Source organism: Amycolatopsis thailandensis (assembly GCF_042723255.1).
In the GTDB taxonomy this organism is placed as follows: Bacteria; Actinomycetota; Actinomycetes; order Mycobacteriales; family Pseudonocardiaceae; genus Amycolatopsis; species Amycolatopsis thailandensis.
The window spans coordinates 25,513-40,172 of the sequence record NZ_JBHXJK010000013.1 but is presented as its reverse complement, the minus strand read 5'-3'; the positions used below and the strand labels follow the sequence as shown (position 1 = coordinate 40,172).

The 14,660-nt window shown below is 67.7% G+C and carries 13 protein-coding genes; 9 read left to right on the top strand and 4 right to left on the bottom strand.

What is annotated here, in order from left to right; translation table 11 throughout:
• The first annotated feature begins 114 nt into the window (after positions 1 to 114).
• Complete coding sequence (locus ACFWMR_RS07725; protein ID WP_378377820.1) at positions 115 to 1,365, top strand: HNH endonuclease signature motif containing protein; 1,251 nt, start codon at positions 115 to 117, stop codon at positions 1,363 to 1,365.
• Positions 1,366 to 2,058: 693 nt separating this feature from the next.
• On the opposite strand, the gene ACFWMR_RS07720 is transcribed toward ACFWMR_RS07725, so the two are convergent.
• On the bottom strand, positions 2,059 to 2,997 hold the full coding sequence (locus ACFWMR_RS07720; RefSeq protein ID WP_378377819.1) for a GbsR/MarR family transcriptional regulator: 939 nt from the start codon (positions 2,995 to 2,997) through the stop codon (positions 2,059 to 2,061).
• Between the two features lie 183 nt (positions 2,998 to 3,180).
• Here ACFWMR_RS07720 and ACFWMR_RS07715 point away from each other — a divergent pair, with 183 nt between their 5' ends.
• Both ACFWMR_RS07715 and ACFWMR_RS07710 read left to right on the top strand, forming a co-directional pair.
• Positions 3,181 to 4,383: a cytochrome P450 gene (locus tag ACFWMR_RS07715; RefSeq protein WP_378377818.1), complete on the top strand. Its 1,203-nt coding sequence runs from the start codon at positions 3,181 to 3,183 to the stop codon at positions 4,381 to 4,383.
• 5 nt (positions 4,384 to 4,388) lie between these two features.
• Positions 4,389 to 4,568 carry a ferredoxin gene (locus ACFWMR_RS07710; protein ID WP_093932421.1) on the top strand — a complete coding sequence of 60 codons (180 nt, stop codon included), beginning with the start codon at positions 4,389 to 4,391 and terminating at the stop codon, positions 4,566 to 4,568.
• A 49-nt stretch (positions 4,569 to 4,617) separates the two neighbouring features.
• On the opposite strand, the gene ACFWMR_RS07705 is transcribed toward ACFWMR_RS07710, so the two are convergent.
• Positions 4,618 to 5,169: a snapalysin family zinc-dependent metalloprotease gene (locus ACFWMR_RS07705; RefSeq protein WP_378377817.1), complete on the bottom strand. Its 552-nt coding sequence runs from the start codon at positions 5,167 to 5,169 to the stop codon at positions 4,618 to 4,620.
• A 193-nt stretch (positions 5,170 to 5,362) separates the two neighbouring features.
• On the opposite strand from ACFWMR_RS07705, the gene ACFWMR_RS07700 reads away from it, so the two are divergent.
• From ACFWMR_RS07700 to ACFWMR_RS07675, 6 genes are all read left to right on the top strand, one after another.
• On the top strand, positions 5,363 to 7,993 hold the full coding sequence (locus ACFWMR_RS07700) for a P-loop NTPase fold protein (protein WP_378377816.1): 2,631 nt from the start codon (positions 5,363 to 5,365) through the stop codon (positions 7,991 to 7,993).
• 35 nt (positions 7,994 to 8,028) lie between these two features.
• A complete protein-coding gene (locus tag ACFWMR_RS07695; RefSeq protein WP_378377815.1) occupies positions 8,029 to 9,780 on the top strand; it encodes a substrate-binding domain-containing protein in 1,752 nt (583 codons plus the stop codon).
• A gap of 1 nt (position 9,781) precedes the next feature.
• A complete protein-coding gene (locus tag ACFWMR_RS07690) occupies positions 9,782 to 10,291 on the top strand; it encodes a hypothetical protein (protein ID WP_093932406.1) in 510 nt (169 codons plus the stop codon).
• Positions 10,292 to 10,341: 50 nt separating this feature from the next.
• Positions 10,342 to 10,707: a hypothetical protein gene (locus ACFWMR_RS07685; RefSeq protein WP_093932407.1), complete on the top strand. Its 366-nt coding sequence runs from the start codon at positions 10,342 to 10,344 to the stop codon at positions 10,705 to 10,707.
• 29 nt (positions 10,708 to 10,736) lie between these two features.
• Positions 10,737 to 11,438: a Crp/Fnr family transcriptional regulator gene (locus ACFWMR_RS07680; protein ID WP_005157733.1), complete on the top strand. Its 702-nt coding sequence runs from the start codon at positions 10,737 to 10,739 to the stop codon at positions 11,436 to 11,438.
• Between the two features lie 121 nt (positions 11,439 to 11,559).
• On the top strand, positions 11,560 to 12,249 hold the full coding sequence (locus tag ACFWMR_RS07675) for a hypothetical protein (RefSeq protein ID WP_378377814.1): 690 nt from the start codon (positions 11,560 to 11,562) through the stop codon (positions 12,247 to 12,249).
• Between the two features lie 220 nt (positions 12,250 to 12,469).
• Here ACFWMR_RS07675 and ACFWMR_RS07670 read toward each other — a convergent pair whose 3' ends face one another.
• Both ACFWMR_RS07670 and ACFWMR_RS07665 read right to left on the bottom strand, forming a co-directional pair.
• Positions 12,470 to 13,915, bottom strand: a complete 1,446-nt coding sequence (locus tag ACFWMR_RS07670; protein ID WP_378377813.1) for a DUF1996 domain-containing protein — start codon at positions 13,913 to 13,915, stop codon at positions 12,470 to 12,472.
• A 179-nt stretch (positions 13,916 to 14,094) separates the two neighbouring features.
• Positions 14,095 to 14,637, bottom strand: a complete 543-nt coding sequence (locus ACFWMR_RS07665; RefSeq protein ID WP_378377812.1) for a hypothetical protein — start codon at positions 14,635 to 14,637, stop codon at positions 14,095 to 14,097.
• Positions 14,638 to 14,660: the final 23 nt, after the last annotated feature.

Here is a 14,660-nt window from a genome sequence, read left to right as displayed (position 1 = left end):
CTCACCTCGCCGGGAAGCGGCAACGCGCAGCGCCAACCGAACACCCAGAACCCGCAATGCCTTGTGGCGCCTGCATGATCGAGAACTGTCGGTGGCTGGTCGTATGGTGATCGGGTGGACACACACGAAGCCACACCGGTGGCATTACTCGAAAAACTCACTGAACCCGGAAGCCTGGAGCTCGTCAACGCAGCCGTCTTCTCTTTGGACGACGCCGATTGTGTTGCTGTCGCGAAAGCGGCGTCGGCGGGGATCGCGCAGTTGGAGGCGGTCCGGTTCCGGGCGATCGCACAACTGAACCGGCACCGAGAGGGGGCGCGGAGCGTAACCCAGGAGGTCGCTTTCGAGTTGTCCCTTGTGGACAATCATGCGGGGGCGATGGTCGCCGCCGCTGACGCGTTGACCACTCGCCTGCCCCGCACGCTGAACCTGATGGACGAGGGGAAGCTGGCCGGGTTCAGCGCGATGAAAGTCGCCGCGGCCACCGCGTGGCTCTCGGACGAGAACGCGCTCGCCGCGGACGCGGCACTGGAGGACCGGTTACCGGGCAGGAATCCTGATCAGATCCGGAAAGCGGCGAGTCACGCGGCCGACACCGTTGACCGCGACGGCGCCGACGCACGCACCGCCCGTCATCGCGAAGGTCGCCGTCTCACCCTGAGGCACGGGGAGACCGGGGTCGCGTCGATCGAGGTCGAGGATGGCCCGGTCGAAAAGGTCACCGCCGCCTACCGGCGGATCGACCGTGAGGCCCGGGCCCTCAAAACCGGTGGCGAGACCCGCACCCTGGATCAGCTCCGCGCGGACGTCGCGCTCGACCTCCTGCTCGGCGGCACCGGCGGCACCGGCGAACGCGCCGAGGTGTTCCTGTACATGGACCTGGACACTTACCTCGGCCTCAACAACGACCCCGCCGAACTCGCCGGACACGGCCACATAACGGCCGCGTTGGCTCGGCACATCGCCACCGGCCCGAACACCGTGCTCCGCCGGATCATCACCGACCCGCTTTCCGGACAGGTCCTCGACCTCGGCCGCGACCGCTACCGGCCCACCGCCGGTCTCGACGAGTTCGTCCGGGTCCGGGACCGTGAATGCCGAAGACCCGGTTGTCACCGCGTCGCCCAGGCCTGCGACCTCGACCACGCGGTGCCCTGGCAACACGGCGGCCACACCGACGCCGACGATCTCATCGCCTTCTGCCGCCGAGACCACCGCCTCAAAGACGAACCCGGCTGGACCTTCCAGCTCACCCCCGACGGCACCCTCACCGTCACCACTCCGACCGGACAAAGCTACGACAGCGCGCCGCCCCCACTCCACGAGCCTCGCCCACGCACCGCCGAGGAGCCACCACCGTTCTGAGCGCCGTTGCCGGAAAACGGCGACGCGCTCCCAGCTACCTGCCTCGACTCGAAACTCTCCTTCGCACCCAACGGCGATGGCCGCGGCCCGTCGGGTTCTGTTGCCGAAATCCGGCGACGATCGCGACTTGTGGATCGCATGCGCCGGAGCTTCTCCGCCTCATTTGTCGAGATTCGGCGACATGTTCACGCGGGTCTGCGTCGGCTCGAACCCCTCGGCTTGAGGCAGTCTCCTGCGCGTCCAACGACGGGGGCTGCGGTCCGTCGGGTTCTGTTGCCGGAATCCGGCAACGATCGGCCAGTTGTGGATCGTATGTGCCGGAGCCATTCCGTCCCATTTGTCGAAATTCGGTGACGGGGTCACGCGGGTCTGCGTCGGGTCGAACCCCTCGGCTTGAGACAGTCTCCTTCGCGCCCAACGACGAGGGCCGGGACCCGCCGGGGCTTGTCGCCGAAATCCGGCAACGATCGGGACTTGTGGATCGCTTGCGCCGGAGCCACTCCGTCCCATTTGCCGAAGTTCGGCGACACGCTCACGCGAACCTGCCTCGGGTCGAACACCTCGGCTTGGGAGGGCTATCGCCGCGCCCCGGCGACGATATTGCCTGGTCGCCGCGCACCCCACCGGCAGGCAGCCACCGCTCTGAGCCCGTTGCCGAGAAACGGCGCCATTGCCGAAAAGCGGCCACCGCGCTCAAGCCTCCAAAGACCCCAAAGCCGCCAACTGCGCCCCGGTCAGCCGTTCCACCAAAGGAACCGCCCGGTACTCCCCATCAAGCGAACCACCGCGAACCACCGTCACCGGACCGGCGATGTGCGGATGCTCGTCCACCACCCGCAAAGCCCCCGTCACCCGCTCCTCCGGCCACCCCAACGCGGACGCGAGCGCCGAAACGGGAAGCGCGCGTCTCGCGTGCAGCAGAGCGGCGAGCACGGTCAGCGCGTCGCTGGCGTAAACGGCGACGCGGTCGTCCAGCATGACTTCGTTGATGCGCGCGTGAAAGCGGGAGAGATCGTCCATGCGGGCACCCGCCGGGGTCGAAGGACCGAGGACTTCGGCACCTTGGCGGGAGATCTTGACCCATTCCTGGTTCGCCCGGATGCTCTCGGCCCACACGCGCTGCGGCATCTCCTCGTCGAGGACGTACTGCTCCCGCCGCCCGTCCCGTTCCCGGCGGAGCATCGCCTGCGCTTCGAGGTAGGCGACGGCGTTCGAGACCGAGGCGGGGCTGACCTGGAGCCGCCGGGCGAGCTCGGCCGCGCTGAGCACGCCGTCGTCGCTGACGGCCAGACAGGAGAGCACTCGCGAGGTCATCCGCGGCAGTCCGGTCGCGACCATCATTTCGGCGAAGTCGGTTTCGAAGGCGCGCACCGCCTCCGGGTCCCGCCCGTAGCCGTTCTGCACGACGGGGGTGGCCCGCGGCCGCGGCTTGCGGCGTCGCGCCCGTTCCCCGGTCACCCGGCTCGCTTCTTCGGCGCGGTAGCCGGAATGGCCGCTGTTGCGTGCGACCTCGCGGCTGATCGTCGACGTCGGGCGCCCGAGCCGCCGGGCGATTTCGGCGTAGCCGAGACCGTCCTTGAGCAAGGTCGCGATCAGCCGGCGGTCCTCCTGGGTCAGCCTGCCGCCCGGCATGGGCACCTCCTGTGCGTTCAGTCGCAGATCATTGCAACGTTTCGTTGCGTTCACCGGCAAGATCGTTGCAACGATTCCGGGAAATCTACCAGCTATTACGACCAAAAGGCCAGGTTCAAGCTTTGAAGGGTCTGTAAATGCAACGTAGCCTTTTAGTATCGCTAAAAACTGGGAGGAACAGCTATGACGACTTCAGGACCCCATCTCGCGGAGTTGCCGCTCGAACGGCCGCGCGGCTGCCCGTTCGACCCGCCCGCCGAACTCGGCCCGCTGCGCGACGAGCACCCGCTCGTCCGGATGACGTTCCCGGGCGGCCACGAAGGCTGGCTCGCGACGGGGCACGCGATCGTCCGGGAGGTCACCGCGGATTCGCGCTTCAGCGCACGGCAGGAACTGTTGCACTCACCGCTGCCGGGCCCGGCGGCGATGGTGGTGCCGCCGCCCGCGCCGCCGGGGCTGTTCATCAAGATGGACGATCCGGAACACGGCCGCTACCGCAAGCTGCTCACCGGCAAGTTCACCGTCCGCCGGATGCGGCTGCTCGCCGAACGGGTCGAGCAGGTGACCGCCGAATTCCTCGACGCGATGGAGAAGCAGGGAACGACGGCCGATCTGGTGACGGCCTTCGCCCAGCCCATTCCGGCGCTGATGATCTGCGAGCTGCTCGGCGTCCCCTACGAGGACCACGAGTTCTTCCGCCGCAACGTCCTGCCGCTGAACATGCCGGACTCCTCGCTCGAAGAACAGAACGCCGCCATGAACGCGCTGGGCGAGTACCTCTACAAACTCGTCGTGGCCAAGCGGGCCGAGCCGACCGACGACATCCTCGGCGACCTCGCCGCCACCGAACTCACCGAGGAGGAACTCACCGGCATCGCGTTCCTGTTGCTGGGGGCCGGTTTGGACACCACGGCGAACATGCTGGGGCTGGGCACCTTCGCGCTCCTGCAGCACCCGGAGCAGCTGGCCCTCCTGCGCGAAGATCCCGAACGGATCGACGGCGCGATCGAGGAACTGCTGCGCTACCTGGCGATCACGCACACCGGTGCGCGCACCGCGCTCGAAGACGTCGAAATCGGCGGGCAGCTCGTCAAAGCGGGGGAGGTGGTCGCGATCTCGGTGCTGGCCGCCAACCGCGACCCGCTGAAGTTCCCCGAGCCCGACCGGCTCGACATCGGGCGGAAGACCGCCGGGCACCTGTCCTTCGGGCACGGGGTGCACCAGTGCCTCGGTCAGCAGCTCGCGCGGGTCCAGATGAAGGTCGCCTTCACCGGCCTGCTGGCCAGGTTCCCGGCGCTGCGCCTGGCCGTTCCGGCCGAGGAGGTCCCGATGCGGTCCGACTCCGACATCTACGGGGTGTACTCGCTCCCGGTGGCGTGGGACTGATCGCGATGCGACTCGAAGTCGACCGGGAACGCTGTGTGGGCGCCGGAATGTGTGTGCTGACCGCGCCCGAGGTGTTCGGACAGGACGAAGAAGACGGCCGGGTCCGGTTGCTCGACCCGGAACCGGACGGGATCGGCGAAGCCGTGCAGTTGTGCCCGGCGGCGGCGATCACGGCGAAGGACTAGGACGCCGTCCAGGCCAGGGGGTGCCGGGCGGGCACCCCCTGGCACGGGATCAGCCGATCTCCGCGAGGACCTTGCCCGCGTCGGCGTTCCGCACGGCGGTGCCGGCGTAGTTCCGCTGGACCTGGGCCTTCTCCTGGGCGTTCGGGTTCACGCTGGCGCAGCTGACACCACCGGTCGAACCGGACATCAGCGACGAGCACGGCCCGGGCTTCACGTCCGGCAGGCCGAGGCTGTGGCCCAGCTCGTGCGAGGCGATCCGGGTCTTGTTGTAGCCCTGCTGGACGGCCTGCCTGCCGTACCAGACGGTGACCGTGCCGTTCGGGCGGACCGGGCCGAGGGTGGCGCGCGGCCAGCCGTTGTCGGCGACGATCCGGATGTTGACCCGCTGCCCCGGCGTCGCCTTCACGAGACGGACGTTGGTGACGTTGGTGTTCCAGACGTTGACGCCGGCGGCCACGTCTGCCTTGAACTCCGCGGCCTGGCTGTCGTCGTAGGTCAGGGTGGTCGCCAACATCTCGGCGGCACCGGCGGAGGGTGCCGAGAGCACCGAGATGGAGAGCGCGGCGCCGGTGAGCACCGCGGCGAAGGTACGTCGAAGCACGTTGAACTCCTCGCGTTTAAGGCGTGCTGGAATTTCGGAGCAGTGTCGACACTTTTGTTCTGGCGGGAGGAATCTGTGCGTGATCCTCCGTTGCCTCCGCGTGATGTTAGGACCTGTCAAGGTTGTCGGGGTACCCGCCGATAGTCGCCTGTCGTTAACCATGATCTTGACGCGACCGGGAGACTGTGCCGTTATGACGACGGCGCGTTTCACCGGACACGAAGACCCGATCCTCGCGGTCGCGGTGAACGGAAACCGGCTGGTCACCGGGGGTGCGGACAGGACCGTCCGGGTCTGGGACCTGGAGACCGGCGTACAGCGGTTCGTGCTGAGCGGCCACGATCGGCCGGTGCTCGCGGTGGGTATCTCGGGTGGGCACGTGGTCGGCTGCGATGGGGCGACGGTGCGGCGCTGGCGGCTCGCCGGGCACGAGGCAGCACCACCAGAGGTCCAGACCACCAAGCGGACCGTCGCGGTCGCGGTGGCGAACGAGTTCGCCGTGTCCGGCGCGGGAAGCGTGGTCGAGGTCCGGCGGCTCGACGGGGTGACCGTGCGGGGTCTCCGCACCGGCGGTCCGGAGGTCGAATCGGTCGCGGTGACCCCGGACGGCCGGGTCGTCGTCGCCGGTGACGACACCGGTGGCGTCCGGCTGTGGGACCGGGAAGTCGTTTCCCACTACCGGTTCGGGGGCGCGGGCGCGGTCCACGTGGTCGCGGTTTCGGCCGACGGCCAACGTGTGCTGTCCGGTGAGGGCGAGACCGTCCGCCTGTGGGGGCGCCGGGGCGATCCGACGCTCGTCTTCCCCGGCCACACCGGCGTGGTGCGGACACTGGCCTTCAGCCCGGACGGCAGACTGGTGTTCTCCGGCGGTTCCGGCGGCGAGGTCTGCGTCCGCGCCGTCGACGACCCGGCCGCGTACACGCTCCTCAAGGGACACCGGGGAAACGTCCGCGCGATCGCCTGCACGGCGGGCAACGAGAAGATCGTCACGGTCGGGGACGACCGCACGATCCGGGTGTGGGACCGCTTCGGCAACCAGATCGACGGCACCGGTTTCGTCGAGCCCAAACCCGGGCGGGCGCGCCCGCGGATCACACCCGACATCGAAAGCCCGGTCGACCTGATCGGCTTCCAGGACGACGTGCGCACCCTCGCCGCGGTCATCGCCGACCGCGAGACCAGCCCGCCGTTGTGCGTCGCGCTGCTGGGCCCCTGGGGGTCCGGCAAGTCCAGCTTCGTGCGGCAGGTGACCGACCGGGTCGCCGAACTGGCCCGGCGCTCCCGGGGTGACGCCGCCACCGGCGTGTTCGCCGGTGAGATCCGGCAGATCCGGTTCAACGCCTGGCAGTACCACGACGATCACCTGTGGGTCGGGCTGGTGGACCACCTGTTCCGGAACCTGGGCTCGCCCCGGACCCACGCGGACGCCGGCGAGGTCCGTGACGAACGGGAGGAACTGCGGACCCGGCTGGCGGGCCTCGAAGCCGTCAAAGCGGCCTCCCCGCGCACCTGGCGCTGGCGGCTCCTGGTGTCCGGCGTGGACCGGGCCGAACGCCGACGGCGCCGCCTCGCCGTCGCGGGCTACGCGGTCTCCGGCGTGCTCGGTCTCGTCGCGGCGATCGTCGGCTGGACGTTGTGGCACAACGCGATCCTCGCCGCGGCGGGTGCCGTCGTCGCCCTCGGCGCCGTGCTGACCCCGGCGCTCACCACGGCCAGGGCCGCCCTCGCGCCGATGAAGTCCACATTGGACAAACTGCGGAGCGACGTCGGCAAACGAGCCGAGCGGTTCGAGGCGGAGGTCCGGGAGACCGAGGAACGGCTCCGGCGGCTGGACGCGGCCGCCCGACTCGGCGATCTGATCGAAGAAGCGAAGACCGGCCGATACGGGGACTACCAAGGGGTTTTCGCCCGGGTCCGGGAGGATCTCGCGGACCTCAGCGCCGATCTGGTGGACGCGCGGAAGGAATGGCTGCTGGCGGGCGCCAAGGGCGAGCCGCCGCTGGAACGGATCGTGCTCTACATCGACGATCTCGACCGCTGCCCGCCGTCGAAGGTGATCGAGGTGCTCGCCGCGGTGCACCTGCTGCTGGCCCTGCCCGCGTTCGTCGTGGTGGTGGCTGTCGATCCGAGATGGCTGCGGCGATGCCTGGACCAGCACCACGAAGAACTGTTCGGCACCGGGGAAGCCGGGCAGGCCGAGTACCTCGACAAGATCTTCCAGATCGTGTTCGCCCTGCGTCCCCTGGGAGCCGCGGCGGACGAACTGATCGACGCCCTGATGCCGATCGAAGGACGGGAACCGGCGACCGCCGGGCGCGGGGTGGAACCCGAAGACGGACTCGTCTTCGAAAGCGGCGAAGGCGACGGTCCGGAGGAATTCCTCGTCGAGGACAAAACCCCGCCCACGTTCTACAACATGCGACCGGACCGGTTGCGGCTCACCGAGGTCGAACGCGATTTCGTCCATGTGCTCCGGAAAAGGCTCAACACGCCGCGCGAGATCCGGAAACTGGTCAACCTGTACCGGCTCGTGCGCATCGGCATTCCCGACGCGGAACTGGCGCGGTTCGTCGGCGGCCCGTATCGGGCGGTGCTCGTCCTGCTGACCCTCCTGGTCGCCGACCCGGGAGCCGCGCGCTCCACCTTCATCGCGCTTTCCGACGGTGAATCGCCTGCCGAAGCCTTTCCACCTGAATGGCGGCTAGACGTCGAATCCTTCGATGATCTACAGGTCTATCGGAATTGGGTGGGTACCCTCGCCCGCTTCAGTTTCGAAACCTACGATCTGGTGACCGAGGATACGGAACCGGGAACCACGTTGTAGCTACACTTGCGCGCTACGACGTCGAGGGGGCGCGCATGCGGAGATCAGGCTGGCTTTCGCTCGTCTTCGGCGCGTTCGTCGGGACGCTCGTGATCGTCCTGCTCGCGACCACGGTCACCGCGCCCTCGAACGCGGCCAGGACCGACTGCGTCCGGCTGGTCACCAGTTCCTCCACGGAGAAGGGCGACCTGATCGCCGAACTGGCCGAGCGGTACAACAACACCGGCCGCACCTTCGACGGCGGCCGGTGCGCGAAGGTCGAGGCGTTCAAGAAGACCTCGGGCGCCGCGCTCGACCTCATCGCCGACGGCTGGAACGACATCGACGAGAACCAGCCCGAACCCCAGGTCTGGCTGCCGAGTTCGTCGCTCTGGCTCGACCTGCTGCGCCAGCGCGGCAAAGGCGACCTGGTCGAGGACGGCCAGAAGATCTCGCTCGCGACGAGCCCGATGGTGATCGCGATGCCGGAGCCGATGGCCAAGGAACTCGGCTGGCCCGCGAAGGGCATCGGCTGGCGGGACGTGCTCGAGGTGAACCGGAAGGGCGGCTGGGGCGGCGTCGACCCGAAGAACGCGCAGTGGGGCAACTTCACGCTGGGCAAGGACAATCCGCGCCGATCGACCTCGGGGCTCGCCGCGACGATCTCGACCTATTTCGCGGCGACGGGCGGTGACTACGGCAAACTCGACGCCGCGGACGCCGTGCAGTTCGTCCGCGGCATCGAGGCGTCGGTCGCCTACTACAGCGACGACTCGGTGGCGTTCCTGAAGACTCTGTACGAAGAGGACCAGAAGAAGCCCACGCCCTACATCAGCGCGATGGCGATGCAGGAGCAGATGGTCTACCTCTACAACCACGGCGCGCCGACCGGTGACCCGAAACAGTTGCGGGCCGACCCCGCCCCGCTGAACCGGCCGCTGGTGGCCGTGCACCCGAGCGAGGGGACGGTCCTGATCGACCATCCCTTCCTCACCACGGCCAAGGCGTCGCCGGAGCAGCGGGTGGCGGCCAAGGACTTCGCCGAGTTCCTCCGGGAACCGGCACAACAGGACCGCTTCCGCGATCTCGGCTTCCGCGACGCGGAAGGGCGCGGGAACGAGAAGCTGGCTCAGGGCGTGCATGCCGCGGGAGCCGAACCCCGGCCCATCGCGCTCCCCAGCGGCCGGCAGATCCAGAAGATGCTGGACGGCTGGGAATACACGCAACGGCGCGGCCGGATCCTGCTGGTGCTGGATCTTTCCGGATCGATGAACGAGCCGTTCGACAAGAACCGCAAGGACAAGCCGTACTCCGAGCGCCGGATCGACCTGCTGAAACCCGCGATCAAGAAACAACTCGAGTACCTGCATCCCGAAGACGAGGTCGGGCTGTGGACGTTCTCGGACGGTTACGAGGAAAAGATGCCGATCGGCAAGGTCAAGAACGTCCGCGGCCCGATGCTCGGCATGATCGACAACCTGACCCCGAAAGGGGATACCGCGCTGTACCAGACGGTGATGGCCGCCAACGACAAGATGCGGCGCGAGTTCGATCCGAGCCTCATCAACGCCGTGGTCTTCCTGACCGACGGCCAGAACACCGAGGCCGGGACCAGGGAGCAGGTGTTGCAGAACGTCGACGCGGAACGGCTGGACAACTCCGTCCGGATCTTCACCATGGCGTACGGAGCGCAGGCGGACAGCCGCGTGCTCGACGAGATCGCGCTGAAGTCCAAGGCCCGTGGTTACCAGGCCGTCGACCCACAGGGCATCGACAAGATGTTCGTCAACGTCTTCAGCAACTTCTGACATGGCCGAGCACGACAACCGCCCGTTCCACGTCGTCGCGGTGGTACTCGCCCTGATCGCCGGGCTGATCGGCCGCGCGGTGACCTACCCGCATCCGCAGGCGTGGCTCTTCGGCGCCGCCGCCGCGCTCGCCGTGCTGTTCCCGGCCGAAACCGCGTTCTTCGTGCTGAACGGCAGGCGGCCGAGACCGGCGCGGGAGAAGCGCGCGCCGGAACCCGCCGGCTACGACCACTACAGCCTGCTCGGACGGGCGCTGACAGCCATCGAAACGGTGCAGCCGGGCGAAACCGAGCTCGCGGCAGTGTTCCGGAACGCGGTGACGAGACTCGAAAGCCACCGGGGCCGGAACGCGCCCGAGGTCGTGGAACTGCAGGTCACGGTGAAGCAGACCACCGAAAAACTGGAGCGACACGCGCGGGACGAGAATCCGGATCAGGTGATGCTCGTCCAGCGGATGAGGGTGTACCGGGAAACGCTCGAAGACGCCATCGCGGCGGTCGAACCACGCTGAGTGTTCGGTGCCGAACAGACTACGGCCGTGCGTCATGCTGATCTGACAGTATGCCGTTGATCGGGCGCCGGGTTGTCGAGGGCGTGGAACATGTGGTCGTACCGGTGGAGCACCGGTTCAGCCTGGAGGAAGCCGTACTGGCGGTGATGGCCGCCAAAAGCACTGTGCGGCCCGCTCCAGGAATCAAGGTCGCTCCGCTGAAGGTGTCGGAGGTACGGTCAGCGCTGCTCTACGCGGCGAAGCACGCCGATAGGCGACACCAGATCGTAGACAGCTATTTCGTCGAGGCCGAAGACGGACCGTTGCACCGGTTGGCCGAGTGGATCAGAACGGAACTGGTCCGGCTGGGCATCTTCACCACCCACGACGGTTCCGCCGCCGGATCGGGTGGCCGATTCGGTTACTCTCCGCGATAGGTGTTCACGACTGCCTGGGAGGGTGTTTCGTGGGTTTGGGGCCGGAGGGCGCCGAAGAGAGAGAACGTCCGTTCCTGGAGAGGCTGGACGAACCCGTCCGTGCCCGGTTGCTGGAGATGGGTACCCCGCAGACCTACGACAGCAGACAGGCGCTGATGCGGGCGGGCGAACCCGGCGACTTCGTCATGCTTCTACGGCATGGTTATGTGAAGGTGACCAGCGCCGACCGGATGGGCGCGACGGTCATTCTCGACGTCGGCGTGCCCGGCGATCTGCACGGTGAGATCGCGGTGATCGCGGGCGGGATCCGGATGGCCGACGTCGTCGCCATCGAAGAGGTCCATGTCCGGCGGATCGCGGCGAGCGAGTTCAACCGGTTCCTGCTGGATCATCCGGCGGCGATGCGCGAGGTGCTCGTCAGCGTCGCCCGGCGGTTCGTGCTCGCCCAGCGGCAGCGGACGCAATCCTGGAAACCGCAGGCCGTGGCCAGGGTCGCGACCCGGCTGGACTACCTCGTCGACGTCTGTGGCATCCGGACACCCGCCGGCTGGCGGATCGGGATCCCGTTGAGCCAGGACGAACTCGCGCAGTTCATCCCGATGGGGCGGACCATGGTCGCCCAGGCACTGGACAAGCTCCGGAAGGCGGGAGTAGTGGCCAGTTCGCGCCGTGCGATCACCGTCGTCGACCGCGAGGCACTGCGGGTGATCACGGAAAAAGGTGTGACTTAGCTCACTGGCGTTGACCAGCGCGGGGTCAGGTTTTGTTCGGTTCCGAACAGAACTTCCGGTGAGGAGTGGGAACACTGCTTTCTGCCGCCAATTTTCACCGATCAGGGGAGGGGTCGCAGAGATGCAGGTGCTGACCTCAGGCCAATACAACGCGCACACCCACGCCGTGCTTTCCGTCGACATCGTCGGTTCGTCCAAGGCCAGTGACGACCTGCTGGACCCGATGAAGACCGAGATGGAAACGCTGGTTTCCCGCTCTTTCAACGCGGTGGGACTCGCACCGGGGGAAGCGCGTCACTTCCGGGAGACCGGGGACGGGCTGATGGTCGCATATCCGGACAACGCCGTCGGCCAGCTCTGCGAGGTCGTGTTCCACTTGGACCATCTGCTCCGGACCCGCAACCGCTACGCCCGCGTCCCGATGCGGGCCCGGGTGGCGGTCCACATGGGACCGATGGCGGACAACCACCGGTACCACCGCACGTACATCACGCTGACCCGCCTGCTGTGCGCCTCGACCTTCAACGACGCCGTCGGCTACTGGTGCCGTTCCGACCCGACGGGCGACAAGTTCGGCGCCGGGATGATCGTCTCGCAATCCGTGTGGCGCAACGTGGTCGAGCCGTTCGGCGTCGCCTTGGTGCCGCCCGCGAGGTGCGCCCGGATCAGCGTCACGACCCCGGACTTCGCGGACAGCGCGTGGATCCACTTGCCCGGCCTGGACGCCGACGCGGTCCTCGCCGAACTGAACCCCGCCGTCGCGGTGCCGCTCGTGTTCAACCGGGTCAGCCGGTTGTCGACGACGGCCTGACACCCCAAGGACCGGGCGGTCCGGTTTCCAGGGAGGGAAAGCCGTATCGCTCGCCGGTTCCTGGCCCGGTACCCCTACGCCGGGCCAGGGACCGGACCCCCGGCGCGGGGGTGGGGGCGCGGGTCATCCCCGCCGCGCCCCCACATAGCAATGTCAGGAAAGGGGCTTTCAAGGCACTTTTTGTCTTGAAAGCCCCTTTCCTGACATCCGGCGGACTCGCCTACTGCCTGCAGCGCTGACCGCTGTTGACGCACTTCACCAGCTGGTTCATCAGCCGTTGCGACATCACGTTCGCGAAGTCGTCGTGATCGGAGCGCGGGTTGTGCTTCTCCTGCGCGAACGCGTCGACCGCGTACTGTCCGGCCGCCTGGATGTTCGGCGGGATGTCGTACACCAGCGTGATCCGCAGCTGTGGCACGTTCTTGAAGCCGCGCGGGCAGTTCCCGTTGCGGTCCGAGAAAACGATGTGTGTGCGGTGGTTGGCGCTGTCGGTGTTCTTCCCGTCCCAGCAGTTCGGGAACGAGTGGATCCGGGTGACCTTGCTGCCCTGCGGGCAGATCGGGTACAGCTCGGTGAGCCGGTCCTCGAAGCCGCTGCAGGTCCAGCTGGGCCGGGCGTTGGCCGGGCCGTTGGTGCTCTGCTTGGCGTCGCCGTAGAGCACGCGCAGGAACTTCGGCATCGCGACGACGCGGCGGGCGCCGCCGCTGGTGAAGGTCAGGTCCACTTTGCGGGGCCGCTGGATCTGGCCCTCGTTGTTGCCGATCTCGTTGTTGCCGTCGACGCCGGGCAGATCGGCGGCCTTGCCGTCGGACTTCTTCTTCTCGGCGTCGCCCGCGGCGTTGACGTTGCTGTTGTCGCCGCCGTTGTCGAGGCCGCCCTCGCCGTTCTGCTTCACCGCGCAGGCGGCGAGCTGGTCTTCGTTCTTCGCGACTTGTTTGCCCGCCTGCCGCATGGTGTCGCTGATCTTCTTGATCGAGGGCTTCCGCTTGTTCTTCAGTTCGTCGAGCACCTGAGCGGCTTGTTTTCCTTGCGCCAGCTGGTTGTTCGCGTTGTCGGACTCCTGGTCGAGCTTGTCGAGGTTCTCGTCGACCGCGGGCGCGGCCTGGTCGGGGACCTCGCTGAGTTCGCTGAGTTCGCTGGCGACGTCGGGGCAGTCGACCTGGGCGGCGGCCTCGTCCTTGGCCGCGTCGACGCGGTCGGCGGCGAGTTTCTCCTCGTTCGCGGCCTCGTTTTCTTCCTCTTCCTCGGTGTTGATCCGGATGACCGGCCAGAAGTAGGCCGACTTGTCCCCGTTCTTGCAGGTGGTGCCCGCGCGCAGCAGGCTCTTGTTGTTCGAATCCGCGTTGGTCGAGAGGTTCCCGACGTAGTCGTGGAGGTGCTCGGCTCCATTGCGGACGCCGGGCTGGGCGATGAAGTTGTCGCCGTTGAAGTGGCCGTTCTCGTTGCGGCCGCAGTCCACGGTGAACGTCCCTCGGGCGCCTCGTTTCGCGAGGTCGAGGTTGACGTTGTTGCCGCGGGGAACCTTCTTGATGTCGATGAAGAACGACTTGTCCGCGCCGTCGGCCCTGGCGGCGTCGGGGGTTCCGGTCGTGTTGACCACGACGATCCCGCCGACGGCGAGGGAGAGCGCGATGGCTCCCGTGGCGACCTTGGTGCGGCGTGCCATGCGGTGGCGACCGGCGGTTCTTTGGTTACGGGGCATGAACTTGTTCACCTCGTTCGGTGTCGTTGCGCGAAGCCCGGGGGGAGGCGGCGCCGGCAGCGCCGGTGTCACTGACTCCGCGTTGGCTGAAACGGCCCCGAAGCGAGCCTGGTTCAAAAAGCGATCTCTCCGTTATCTTTTCGTTACCTACGGCGGAGGTGGTAGGCGACGCCCAGAACGATGGTGATCGGCCCCCACAGGGCGAGCGGGGAGATGCAGATCAGGGCCAGGATTTCCCAGCCTTCACTGAGGTAGCCGACGCCTTCCCGCACCCCGAACACGGTGAGATGGCGGCCGCCGCCGAGCGGGATCGAGCTGAACAGCGCGGTGAGGATCAGGCCGCCGGCGACAGCGGGTACCACGGCCGCGAGCGGCCGGACCGGTTTGCCGCCGAGGAACGGGATCCATCGGGGGACGACCTCACCCCAGCCGCGAACCAGCCCGATGGTCAGGATCGCGATCACTTCGGAAAGCGCGCTCAGCGTGAGGACGTACGGGATGCTCAACCAGTAGTCCGGCATCCCGCGGTCGTGGATCTGCCCCATTTCGAAGTGCACGGCGAAAGGCAGCCGCCACAGGCACGAAGGCAGCAGGAGCCAGGGAAGCGCGTAGGCCAGGCGCATCGCCCAGCGCGGGACCGGGCGTTCGGTGTCGCCGACGGCAGGGGGCGCGTGAAGGATCTTCATGGGGCCGATCCTGCTGCCGTGAG